This is a genomic window from Streptomyces anatolicus, assembly GCF_019400875.1.
Lineage (GTDB): Bacteria > Actinomycetota > Actinomycetes > Streptomycetales > Streptomycetaceae > Streptomyces > Streptomyces anatolicus.
Genome location: NZ_WMBF01000016.1, coordinates 24,745 through 35,991, shown reverse-complemented (window position 1 = coordinate 35,991; position 11,247 = coordinate 24,745). Strand labels below are relative to the sequence as shown.

The 11,247-nt window shown below is 71.2% G+C and carries 11 protein-coding genes; 2 read left to right on the top strand and 9 right to left on the bottom strand.

Annotated features, from left to right (window positions below; translation table 11 throughout):
• On the top strand, positions 1-2,048 hold a 2,048-nt coding region (locus GKQ77_RS03655; RefSeq protein WP_219687210.1), incomplete at its 5' end, for an amidohydrolase family protein.
• 4 nt (positions 2,049-2,052) lie between these two features.
• Here GKQ77_RS03655 and GKQ77_RS03650 read toward each other — a convergent pair.
• On the bottom strand, positions 2,053-2,235 hold the full coding sequence (locus GKQ77_RS03650) for a hypothetical protein (RefSeq protein WP_219687209.1): 183 nt from the start codon (positions 2,233-2,235) through the stop codon (positions 2,053-2,055).
• A gap of 127 nt (positions 2,236-2,362) precedes the next feature.
• Here GKQ77_RS03650 and GKQ77_RS03645 point away from each other — a divergent pair, with 127 nt between their 5' ends.
• The gene (locus tag GKQ77_RS03645; RefSeq protein WP_219687208.1) at positions 2,363-2,572 is read left to right on the top strand and encodes a hypothetical protein; all 210 of its coding nucleotides are present in this window, start codon (positions 2,363-2,365) and stop codon (positions 2,570-2,572) included.
• 3 nt (positions 2,573-2,575) lie between these two features.
• On the opposite strand, the gene GKQ77_RS03640 is transcribed toward GKQ77_RS03645, so the two are convergent.
• The 8 genes from GKQ77_RS03640 to serA all read right to left on the bottom strand — a co-directional run bounded on the left by GKQ77_RS03640 (position 2,576) and on the right by serA (position 11,220).
• A complete protein-coding gene (locus GKQ77_RS03640; RefSeq protein ID WP_219687207.1) occupies positions 2,576-4,408 on the bottom strand; it encodes an AfsR/SARP family transcriptional regulator in 1,833 nt (610 codons plus the stop codon).
• Positions 4,409-4,657, bottom strand: coding sequence for an acyl-CoA carboxylase subunit epsilon (locus tag GKQ77_RS03635; RefSeq protein ID WP_219687206.1), 249 nt, complete (start codon positions 4,655-4,657; stop codon positions 4,409-4,411).
• Complete coding sequence (locus GKQ77_RS03630) at positions 4,654-6,195, bottom strand: acyl-CoA carboxylase subunit beta (protein WP_219687212.1); 1,542 nt, start codon at positions 6,193-6,195, stop codon at positions 4,654-4,656. Before GKQ77_RS03630 ends, GKQ77_RS03635 begins: the two co-directional genes overlap by 4 nt.
• Before the next feature lie 32 nt (positions 6,196-6,227).
• Positions 6,228-6,980, bottom strand: a complete 753-nt coding sequence (locus tag GKQ77_RS03625) for a thioesterase II family protein (RefSeq protein WP_219687205.1) — start codon at positions 6,978-6,980, stop codon at positions 6,228-6,230.
• Between the two features lie 162 nt (positions 6,981-7,142).
• Positions 7,143-7,898, bottom strand: a complete 756-nt coding sequence (locus GKQ77_RS03620; protein WP_219687204.1) for a helix-turn-helix domain-containing protein — start codon at positions 7,896-7,898, stop codon at positions 7,143-7,145.
• A gap of 65 nt (positions 7,899-7,963) precedes the next feature.
• On the bottom strand, positions 7,964-8,647 hold the full coding sequence (locus GKQ77_RS03615) for a helix-turn-helix domain-containing protein (protein WP_219687203.1): 684 nt from the start codon (positions 8,645-8,647) through the stop codon (positions 7,964-7,966).
• A 441-nt stretch (positions 8,648-9,088) separates the two neighbouring features.
• Positions 9,089-9,619 (bottom strand): YbaK/EbsC family protein, encoded by a 531-nt coding sequence (locus tag GKQ77_RS03610; protein ID WP_219687202.1) that lies wholly within the window; start codon positions 9,617-9,619, stop codon positions 9,089-9,091.
• The gene (serA, locus tag GKQ77_RS03605) at positions 9,616-11,220 is read right to left on the bottom strand and encodes a phosphoglycerate dehydrogenase (RefSeq protein WP_219687201.1); all 1,605 of its coding nucleotides are present in this window, start codon (positions 11,218-11,220) and stop codon (positions 9,616-9,618) included. Before serA ends, GKQ77_RS03610 begins: the two co-directional genes overlap by 4 nt.
• Positions 11,221-11,247 lie beyond the last annotated feature (27 nt).

Sequence of the window (11,247 nt, the reverse complement as noted above, 5' to 3'; positions counted from 1 at the left end):
TCCCGGCCCTGTCCCCCGACGGGCACCAGGTGGCGTTCATCGCCCTCAACGCGCTCTGGCTGATGCCTGTCGGCGGCACACCCCGCAAGCTCCTCCAGGCCGAGCCCGTACACCATGTGCAGATGCCCACGTGGGCGCCGGACGGGCGCTCCCTGCTGTACTGCACCGACCGGGGCGGGCTCACCGCCGTGCGCCGCCTGCACCTCGAAGGCGGGGACGACGAGCCGGTCACCGGCGGTGGGCGGCTGCACCCGGCGCTGTCGCCCGACGGCTCCCTGCTGGCCTGCCAGGACATCAAGGGCAACCTGCTCCTGCACGACCTCGCCACCGGCACCGAGCGGGTACTCGCCCGCCCGCTCGCCACGGACGGCCCGCCGGGCGCGCCCACCTGGTCACCCGACGGCCGGTACCTCGCCTTCTGCGACCGCAACCGGCTCAACCGCCGCTTCCGCGAGGGCTATCACCTCATCCGGGTCATCGACACCCGTACCGGCACCGACCGGCGTCATCTGCCCGCCGCCCACCAGTCGCTGTCGGACCGGGCGGCCGCCGGACCCGTCTGGTCCCCCGACGGCCGCCATATGGCGCTGGTCGCCGAGTCGGCGCTGTGGCTGCTGCCCGTCGCCCCCGACGGCACCCCGGCCGGGCCCGCCCGCCGGCTCACCGAGGAACCCGCCGACCACCCCAGCTGGGCCCGCGACTCCCGCCGCCTCCTGTACCTCTCCGAGGGACGGCTGCGCCTGCTCTCCCTGGACGAGGACCCGGAAGCAGAGCGTCCACGCACCCTGCCCACCTCGCTGACCGTGCGGCGCACCAAGCCCGGGGCACGGCGGCTGCGGATCCACGCGGGCCAGCTCTGGGACGCCACCGGCCCCGAGCCGCGCCACGACGTCGACATCCTGATCGACGACGGCCGTATCACCGCCGTCGAACCGCACCGGCCCCGCCGTCCGGGCCACCGCACCATCGACGTCTCCGCGCAGACCGTCGTCCCCGGGCTCATCGACAGCCACACCCACCCCTACAGCGCCACGTACGGCGCACGCCACAGCCTCACCGCTCTCGCCTACGGCATCACCACCACCGTCTGCCTGGGAGCGTCGCTGTACGAGGCCGTCCGGCTGCGCGAATCCCTCGCCTCGGGCCGCAGCACGGGCCCGCGCCTGCTCGCCTGCGCCGAACTGATCGACGGCTCCCGCACCGCCTACAGCATGGGCCGCGCCCACCGCACCCGGGTGGGCCTCGAACGCACCCTGCGCCGCGCCGCCGCCCTGGACGTCGACTTCGTCAAGACCTACGTCCGCGCCCCCGGCGACTTCATGGCGCGCGCGACCGAGGTCGCCCACCGCCTCGGTGTGCCCAGCGGCAGCCACCTGTGCGCCCCCGGCCGCGCGGCGGGCCAGGATCTGACAACCCATCTGCAGGCCACCCAGCGCCTGCCGCACGGGCACGCCACCACGCCGCTCGGCCACGTCCACCAGGATGTCGTCCAGCAGTACGCCGACGGCACCTTCGGCCTGATCGCCACCCCGTTCACGGCACAGGCCCTGCTCGCCGACGATCCCGCCCTGGCCGATGACGCCCGCGTACGGAGCCTCATGCCGCCCTGGGACGTGGCCGCCGTCCGCGAACGCGCCGGTACGCCGCCCACCCCGCGCCAACGGCAGGCGCTGGCCACCGAGATCGGCAACTACCGCCGGCTCACCGCGGGCGGCGCCGTGCTCGCCCTGGGCACCGACGCCCCTCTCGTCCCCGCCGGCCTCTCCCTGCACCTCGCCCTGCGCGCCCTGCACGCCCACGGCTTCACGCCCGCCCAGGCCCTGCGCACCGTCACCACCACGCCCGCCCGGCTGTTCGGCCGCCACAACGACCTAGGCACCGTCAAGCCGGGCAGGCTCGCCGACCTCACGGTCATCGACGGAGACCCCTTCACCGACTTCAGCACGCTCGTCAGGACCACGCTGGTCCTGCGCGACGGCATCCCGCACCGCCCACGCGACCTGACCGGCGTCCACCCCCCGGCGCCCCGGGCCGCCGCTCGCGACTAGCTCGTCAGCGCAGACGGGTCCAGCGCTTGTCGCAGATGAGCTTCTTGCCGGGGCTCGTGCAGGACGTCTCGTGCACCTGCCCGCCCTGGTGGGACCCGGCGGCGGCCTGTGCCGGCACGGCAAGGGCGGCAAGCGCCAGGACGAACGGGGCGGCGACGCCTACGACGCGGTGTGCGTTGACAGTCATGGTCTCCTTTTCGCCGATCGGAAGCCGGACCCGTGGTTCGGCGAAATGGATATAGAGGCGGCATAGGCGCATACCCGAACCTGGGACCACGGCCCGCTGCGGGCCGACGCACGATCAGGAGGGGTACATGGACGACCACGGAGCAACGGCCACACGGACGCCACCCGTTCACGACCTCCCGGACGCCACGCTGAGCGGCGATTCGGGCCTGCGCTGGGCCAATCTGCTCGCCACCTACATCGCGGCGGTGGACAGCGGCACGGTCGCCGCGCCGGAGGACGAGGACGCCGTACTCGCCGCGAGTCTCGACGGAAGCCACGCGGGGGGCTGTGGCTGAGCGTCAGGACACCGGTTGCCCGGTGTCGGGCTGCTCACGGGCGAGCAGCCCGACCAGCGGCGGGAAGCAGTAGAAGGCCCCGGCCGGGCCGGCCGCCGACACCTCAAGCAGCCGGCGCCCGACGAGCGCGTCGAGCAGCGTCTGCGCCCGCACCCGCGGCAGGCTCAGCCGCTCCGCCGCCTGGGTCGTGGTGAAAGCGCCCGCGCTCATGGGTGACAGGGCGCGGAAGGCTCCATGCAGCGGTGGCCGGAGTTCCAACACGCTGGCGCGCAGCCGCGCCCGGACGTCCAGGCTCCCCTCGCACAGCAGGTCGAGCCGCCCGTCCTCGCCGAGCAGCCGGTCCACGAGGTCGGCCACTCGCCAGTGCGGATGCGTCATCAGCCGTTCGGCACAGACGCGCAGCGCCAGGGGCAGCCCGTCGCACAGTTCCACGACGCGGGCGACCGCCTCCGGTTCGGCGCGCACGCGTGAGTGCCCCACGGCCCCGGCGAGCAGGGCCTCGCCCGCGGTGCGGTCCAGTCGCCCGAGCCGCACCGCACGGAGCCCTTCCAGCGAGGCCATCGGATGCCGGGAGGTGACGACGGCGCGGCTGTGGTCGCCGCCGGGGAGCAGCGGCCGCACCTGCCGGTCGTCCGCGGCGTTGTCGAGCACCACCAGCACACGGCGCCGGGCGAGGAGGCTGCGGTACAGCTGGACGCGTTCGTCGAGGGTCTCCGGCAGTGTGCGGCACCCGGGGAACAGGGCACGCAGGAAGCCGCCGAGCACCTCCATGGGCTCCTTCGGTGCGCCGTCGTGGGCGCGCAGGTCGATATAGAGCTGACCGTGCGGAAAGTCGGACCGGCAGGCGTGAGCGGCGCGCACGGCGAGCGCCGACTTGCCGGTTCCGGCCGGTCCGGTCAGTACCACGCCTCGCGCCGGTTCCGGCCGCCCCCGCAGAGTCGTGAGGGTCCTCGCGAGTTCGTCCGTACGTCCGGCGAGGTCGGCGACGTCCATGGGCAGCATCGCCGGCACGAGCCCGTCCCAAGGACTGCCCGTCGGCCCGGCCTCGTCGCGCGGTTGCCCCCGGCCGGGGCCCGGCAGGCTCTCCAGGAGTACCGCCCGGTGGATGCGACGCAGAGTCGGGCCGGGGTCGATGCCCAGCTCCGTCTTGAGGATGCGACGCCCCTGCTCGTACACGTTCAGCGCGTCGGCGGGCCGGCCGCAGAGGTACAGCGCGGTCATCAGCTGGCCGCGCAGCGACTCCCGCAGGGGGTGTTCGGCGACCAGACCCACCAGTTCGGGGAGGATGCGGGCGTGGCGGCCCAGGGCGAGGTCGGCCTCGACGCGGTCCTCGAGGACGGCCAGGCGGCTCTCCTCGAGCCGAGGCAGCTCGGCTGCGTGCAGCGCCTCCGTCACATCCGACAGCGCCGGTCCGCGCCACAACCCGAGCGCGGACGTCAACTGCGTGGCGGCCGTACCGTACTGGCCCTTGCGCAGGCTCTCGCGCCCGCGTTCGGCCGCACGCCTGAAGAGCTGCCAGTCGAAGTCGGCCGTCCCGATGTCCAGGTGGTAGCCGCGCAGCCTGCGCCGCACGCGCAGCCCGGGCGCGCCGCATCCGCGCAGCCGGGAGATGTAGGTGTAGAGCTGCGCCGCCGCGGTCGCGGGAGGCCGCGGCCCCCACAGGAGTTCACTGAGCCACGCGTCGGAGACGAAGTGGTCGGGAGAGAGGAGGAGCGCCACGAGGACCGTGCGCAGCTTGGCCGCGGTCAGCGGGACCGGTACGCCTTCGGCCAGCATCTCGGTCGGTCCGAGGATCCGTAGTTCCAGTCGCGGTTCCTCGCCTCGGCTGCCGGTCATTCAGCGGCGTGCCTTCCAGGAGCGGTAGGAGCATCCCGCCGGCAGCGGGGGCTGCCATGTCGGGCCCCCCGCGGGTGGCCGCTCCGGCTCGGCTTCCCCGTGTCCTCTGGCCATGGTGATCAGTACGGCCGTCACCGCCGCGAGCTCTTCCGGGGAGGGGTTTCCTCTGAGCACCTGGACCAGTGTGGCGCCAAGAGGTCCGTCGAGGTCCACTGCCGTCGCCCTGGTCGTGGGTGTGGTGGTGGTCATGCCGGCGGGTTCCCGTGTTTGCGGGCCGGGAGGTCCACGTGCTTGTCGCGGAGCATCGCGAGTCCGCGGATGAGGGTGCGCCGGGTGTCGGCGGGGTCGATGACGTCGTCGACCAGGCCGCGTTCAGCCGCGTAATAGGGGTGCATGAGTTCCGCCTTGTACTCCTTGACGAGTTGCGCGCGTGTGGAGTCGGGGTGGTCGGACATCGCTATCTCGCGGCGGAAGACGACGTTGGCCGCGCCTTCGGCGCCCATGACGGCGATCTCGTTGGCGGGCCAGGCGTAGGACAGGTCGGCGCCGATCGAGCGGGAGTCCATGACGATGTACGCGCCGCCGTACGCCTTGCGCACGATGAGCTGGATCCTCGGCACGGTGGCGTTGCAGTAGGCGTAGAGGAGTTTGGCACCGTGGCGGATGATTCCGCCGTGCTCCTGGGCCACGCCGGGCAGGAAGCCGGGCACGTCGACCAGGGTGACGAGCGGGATGTTGAAGGCGTCGCACATCTGGACGAAGCGCGCTGCCTTTTCCGATGAGTGGATGTCCAGCACGCCGGCCTGTGCCTGCGGCTGGTTGGCGACGATACCGACCACTTCTCCGTCCAGGCGGGCGAGCGTGCACAGCACACTGGTGGCCCAGCGTTCATGGACCTCCATGTGCTCGCGGTCGTCGACGATCTCCTCGACGACCGCGCGCATGTCGTACGCGCGCATGGGGTCGAGCGGGACCAGGTCGAGCAGGCGCGGGGTCCTCCGGTCGGCCGGGTCGGTGCTCGGGGTGCTTGGCGGGGACTCCCGGTTGTTGCGTGGCAGGAGGGAGAGGAGGTAACGGACGTCCTCCAGACAGGTCTTCTCGTCGTCGTACGCGAAGTGCGCGACGCCCGAGGTCTCGGCGTGCACGTCCGCGCCGCCCAGGCCGTTCTGCGTGATCTCCTCACCCGTCACGGCGCGGACGACGTCCGGACCGGTGATGAACATCTGCGAGGTCTCACGGACCATGAAGACGAAGTCGGTCAGGGCCGGGCTGTAGGCCGCGCCGCCCGCGCACGGGCCGAGCATCACGCTGATCTGCGGGATGACGCCCGAGGCCTTGGTATTGCGCTGGAAGATGCCGCCGTAACCGGCGAGGGCGGAGACCCCCTCCTGGATACGGGCGCCCGCGCCGTCGTTCAGGGAGACCAGCGGGGCACCGGCCGACAAGGCCATGTCCATGATCTTGTGAATCTTGGTGGCATGGGCCTCGCCCAACGCGCCGCCGAAGATGCGGAAGTCATGGGCGTAGACGAAGACCGTGCGGCCCTCGACCGTGCCCCAGCCGGTGATGACACCGTCGGTGTACGGTCTCTTGGCCTCCAGGCCGAAGCCGGTCGCCCGGTGCCGGCGCAACTGCTCCACCTCGTTGAACGAACGCTCGTCGAGCAGGATCCCGATGCGCTCACGGGCGGTCAGCTTGCCCTTGGCGTGCTGCGCGTCGGTCGCACGTCGGCTGCCCTCCGCCGCCTCACTCCGTTTGCCGCCGAGTTCGTCGACCCGGTCCCGCATGGTCGCGACGCGGTCCCGGGACAGGGACCCGGTCACCGCGCGCCGGCCAGACGCTCCGTGACGGCGCGGACCAGTTCCTGCCGCCGCTCGACGAGATAGAAGTGGTCACCGGGCAGCACCCGCAGGGCGAACCCGGCCGGCGCGACGTCGGCCCAGGCCGCCATGTCGTCCTCCGTGATGGAAGGGTCCCGGTCGCCGACGTACGCGTAGACGGGGCAGCCGAGGGGGGTCGCGCTCCGCGGGCCGTAGGTGCCCACGATCGTGAAGTCGGCACGGATCGCCGGCAGCACCATCTCCCGCAGGTCCAGGTTGTCGAGGAGCGAGCTGTCGGTTCCGCCGAGTCCGCGGACCTCGGCGATCAGCGCCTCGTCGCCCTGGAGGTGCAGCGCGCGCGGGGTGAGTCTGTGCGGTGCCTTGCGGCTGGACACATGCAGCGCCTCGGGGCGGACCGTGTGCCGGTGTTCGAGCCGCAGTGCCGTCTCGTAGGCCAGTGACGCGCCCATGCTGTGGCCGAAGAGAGTCAACGGCACGTCCGTCAAGGGCAGCAGGGCCGCGGTGATCTCGTCCGCGAGGACCTCCATGCGGTCGATGCACGGCTCGGCCATCCGGTCGTGCCTGCCGGGGTAGCGAGCGACCAGTACCTCCGTGTCGTCGTCGAACGCGTCGCCCCAGGCTTGGTAGAAGCTCGCCGACCCGCCTGCGTGCGGCAGGATCAGCAACCGCTTTCGCGGTGCGGCGCTCGCGCCATGCCTGCGGAACCATGTGCTGCCGATAGCGGCTGTCATCTCTGCACACCTCGCGTCAGCGGCAGAATGAAACGTCCGCCGTCCCAGGGAAATAGGATTACCGCAGTCTTTTCTAGCCGCGAGTTTCCATGAGCGGCAATGGGAACTACAGGAAGCTGCCAGTGATACGAAGTATTCGATATCGACTTCCCCTGGCCATTCTCAACGGGAAATCGTGCGGAGCAGACCCAGTTCAGCGGCGCGCACCCCGGCCTGAAAACGTGAGGTCGCCCCCAGAAGCGCCATGATCTCCGCGACATAGCGGCGATACGTGCGGACCGACATGTCCAGGTCTCGTGCGGACGCCTCGTCGGTGGCCCCCGCCCGCAGCTGTTCGAGGATGCGGCGGGCGGTCTCCGTTCGGGCGGTGTCCTTGAAGTTGAGCTGGTCCGTCACCGAGACCGAGTGGCGCCACATGCCGTCGAAGAGAGTGAGCAAGGGAGTGACGACGCCTTCGGCCCGGATGACGGAAGCCCGTCGGCCCACCGCCGAGTCCGCGATCACCACGGCTTCCCTGCGGTCGACGAGGACCGCGGCGAGGAGGGGGAACCGCGCGATACGCACCTCGGCCCACCGGCGCTGCGCCGCGTACTTCTGGACCAGCCGCCAGTCGAGCTTCGCGGGCGTGGCAAGGAGGCGCGCGGCGACCTCGCCGTGGCGCGCGTCCAGCAGCTCCGTCATCGCCTTGAGCAGCGAACCGGCGCAGGGGAACTCCGACGCCACGACCAGCTCGATGCGCTCGACGGTCCCCGCGATCAGCTCTCGGGCGAGGTCGACGGCCTCGTCGCCCTCGTCGACCGTGTGGACAAGCGAGTTTCCGTACCGTCGGCCGCGATGCGGGACGACAGCGGAATCTATGAGGGAGCTGACCTCTCTGAGGACCTGCTCGAATTCGTCACCGGGTGCCGATTCCGGCACAGCACTCACCCCGTACGTGATCTCAGAAAAAGCAGAATCGAGAGAAACGTTCACCCGCGTGAGACTCAGCCCTCTGGGGACAGTAACCCGAGCTCGACAGCCCGTACGCCGGCCTGGAACCTCGAATTCGCGTCCAACTCCCGCATGATGTCCGCCACGTGACGGCGGTAGGTGCGCAGGGACACCTGGATCTCCCGGGCTCCCACGGCGTCGGTGGTGCCGTCACGCAGACGCTCCAGGATGCACCGGGCGACGTCCGAACTGAGCCGCCGGCTCAGCCGGGTGTACTCGGCGGGAGGCATGGCGCCTTCCCACACGCCGGCGAAGAGAAGGTCGAGGGTGCGCACCACGGCGGGGTCCTGGACGATCATGACGCAGTCGCCCTCTGCTTCCAGAGTGGCCCTGACCAGCGCGAACCGCCCGTCCGTGATCAGGACTTCCTGAAGCGCGGATTTGGTGACGCGCATTCCAAGGCGCGGGCTCCGCTTTTCCACGGTACGGATCAGGTCGACGTTCAGCCCACGGGTGCCGCACAGCAGTCGCACGACTCTGCGCTCGCGGCCCGCGGCGCGCAGGCGCAGGAGCGCGGGCGCCCCGACTTTCGACTGTTCGGCACTGCCCGGCAGCGTGAGGTTCACGCTGTGCCGTGCGCCGTCGAGGAGTACGTCGATCGCGTTCTCGACGGCGGCTTCCTCGTCCGGCAGGACGACCAGGGAGTCGCGCCTCGGTCTCCGACGGTGGAGTGACACCGTCAGGTCTATCAGCGCCCGTGCGTGCAGCAGCGCACCTTCCGCACCGTCCGCGGGCCCGTCCGGGCGCCCGTCCGGGCGCCCCCCAGCTTCCTCAGGTCTCCCCCTCCGTACTGAGCCGTCACACCGTCCACGTGCGGACACGGTCGACACAGCAACCACCTACCCCCGTGCTGAGGTGCGGCGTAGGTTCGTGGCCTGCCGCACCGTGGAATCCTCGTCTGCCAAAGCGCTCGACCGGGGCATCCCTATTCCCGGGTCAACCGGCGCTGCCCAAATTGCCCCAATCCCCGATTAGCTGACTCTCCGTATAACTGGAAGCCGAGGGTCCCCCGATCCAGACAAAACCGAATGCCGAAAAGGATCAGCGTCGCGACTTTAGTTCGACACGCCAACAATCGTCAACGCCTTGACGTGCGGCCTCACTTAGAAACGGAATATTCAGTTCCCGACGGTAATTGTGGTTTCAGTAGTCCGGTGCGCAGCCGTCATGGCCCGCTGGGTGATGTTCTCGACCCGGGGGGCGGCCAGTCCGACGTAGTCGGTGGTGGCCAGCGCCACGGACTGGTCGAGGCGGGCCGCGTTGAAGAAGATCTCGTCGTGCACGAGCAGGTCCGGGTCGACCACGAGGTCCAGATCGGGGTGGAGGGCGAACGGCACCACGGAGCCACTGACACTCCCCGCCAGCCGCTCCGCCACCTCGCGGGTCGCGAACGACGCCTCCGTACCGGCGTAGAGGCTGTTCAGTCCCGCGAGGTCCAGCTTCCGGTCGCCGGGCACCACCGCCAGCACGTAACGCCTCGCCCGCCGCCCCAGCGCGACCCGTACCACCAGGCACTTGGCCGCCTGGGCCAGGGCGTGCCGCCGGAGCACGCTGGCGGGTTCCGTCCGGCCCTCGGGAGCGTGGTCGATGAGGCGGAAGCGGGCCTGGCCCCGCTCCAGGAGGTCGATCAGCCGGTCGTGGGTGCTCATGAGGCCGCCGCCCGCCCGCTGGGCTCCAGCGACCAGCTGCGCGTCGCGTCGATCCGGGCCGCGGTGTCGTCGAGCACCGCCTGTGAGACCCGGCCGACGACGTTCAGCGCGGCGAGGACCTCCCCGGGGCGCTCGGTGCGGGCGAGCCGCAGGCCGTCGATGCCCACACCCGCCCGGCTCAGGACCTCGCTGACGGCGCCGACCACTCCCGGCCGGTCCGGGGCGCGGAAGAACACCGCGTCCCCGGTGAGCGGCAGATCGACCTCGAACCCGCAGATGTCCACGAGCCGTTCGCGGCCCTGGAGCCCGGTCAGCGTCCCGGACACCGAGACCTCCTCGCCGTTGGGGAGCACGCCGCGCACCGTGACGAGGCTGCGGTGCTCGGCGTGGTCCGGGCCGGCGAGCAGTTCGGTCCGCAGCCCCCGTTCCTGGGCGATCAGCGGGGCGTTGACGTAGGAGACGCCGCCCTCCACCACATCGGTGAGCGTGCCCTTGAGCGCCGCGAGTTCCAGCGCGGCGACGTCATGCCGGCCGATCTCCCCCGACACCTGCACCTGGAGCACCCCGGGGAGGCCGCCGGCGGTCGCGGTGAAGAGCCGGCCCAGCTGTTCGGCCAGCAGCAGCCACGGGGCCAGCTCCCCGTTCACCGCGCCCATCCGGACGTTGACCGCCTCCGGGACGAACCGGCCCGCGAGGGCCTGCCGTACGGCCTCGGCCACCGCCACGCCCGCGCGCTCCTGAGCCTCGGCCGTGCCCGCGCCGAGGTGCGGGGTGACGACCACGTTGTCCAGTTCGAACAGCGGTGACTCCGTGCACGGTTCGGTGGCGAAGACGTCCACCCCGGCTCCCGCCACACGCCCTTCCTTGAGTGCCGCGTACAGCTCGGCCTCGTCCACGATTCCACCGCGTGCCGCGTTGACGATGCGCACGCCGGGCTTGACGCGGTGCAGGGCGTCGAAGCCGATGAGTCCCGCGGTCTCCGGAGTCTTCGGCAGATGCACGGTGAGGAAGTCGGACTGTTCGAGGAGTTCGTCGAGACCGACGATCCGCACACCGCTCTGCTGGGCGTAGGCGGGCTGCACGTAGGGGTCGTAGGCGATCAGCCGCATGTCGAAGGCGGCCATCCGGCGGGCCACCAGCGAACCGATGCGTCCCAGACCGACGATCCCGAGCACCTTGTCCGCCAGCTCCACGCCGGTGAACCGGCTGCGCTGCCAGCGCCCGTCCTTGAGGGCCGCGTCGGCCTGCGGGAGGTTTCTGGCCACGGCGAGCAGCAGGCCGACGGTGAGCTCGGCGGCACTGACGATATTGGAGGTGGGCGCGTTGACCACCATGACGCCCGCCCGGGAGGCCGCGGACACGTCGACGTTGTCCAGCCCCACACCTGCCCTGCCGATCACCTTCAGCCGGGGTCCGGCCGCGATCGCCTCCGCGTCCATCCGCGTGGCGCTCCGCACCAGCACGGCGTGGGCTTCGGGCAGGGCCGCCAGCAGCGCCTTCCGGTCGGAGCCCGCACAGCGCCGGATCTCGAAGTCGGGTCCGAGCGCGTCGACGGTGGCCGGTGAGAGCTCTTCGGCGATCAGTACAACTGGCTTGTCCACAGCGGGTTCCTTTTCTCGACTTCTCGA

Bases quoted from the DNA above. Each gene is read 5' to 3' on its own strand.
- GKQ77_RS03650 (WP_219687209.1), bottom strand. From the start codon at position 2,235: ATGACTGTCAACGCACACCGCGTCGTAGGCGTCGCCGCCCCGTTCGTC.
- GKQ77_RS03645 (WP_219687208.1), top strand. From the start codon at position 2,363: ATGGACGACCACGGAGCAACGGCCACACGGACGCCACCCGTTCACGAC.
- GKQ77_RS03640 (WP_219687207.1), bottom strand. From the start codon at position 4,408: ATGACCGGCAGCCGAGGCGAGGAACCGCGACTGGAACTACGGATCCTC.
- GKQ77_RS03635 (WP_219687206.1), bottom strand. From the start codon at position 4,657: ATGACCACCACCACACCCACGACCAGGGCGACGGCAGTGGACCTCGAC.
- GKQ77_RS03630 (WP_219687212.1), bottom strand. From the start codon at position 6,195: ATGCGGGACCGGGTCGACGAACTCGGCGGCAAACGGAGTGAGGCGGCG.
- GKQ77_RS03625 (WP_219687205.1), bottom strand. From the start codon at position 6,980: ATGACAGCCGCTATCGGCAGCACATGGTTCCGCAGGCATGGCGCGAGC.
- GKQ77_RS03610 (WP_219687202.1), bottom strand. From the start codon at position 9,619: ATGAGCACCCACGACCGGCTGATCGACCTCCTGGAGCGGGGCCAGGCC.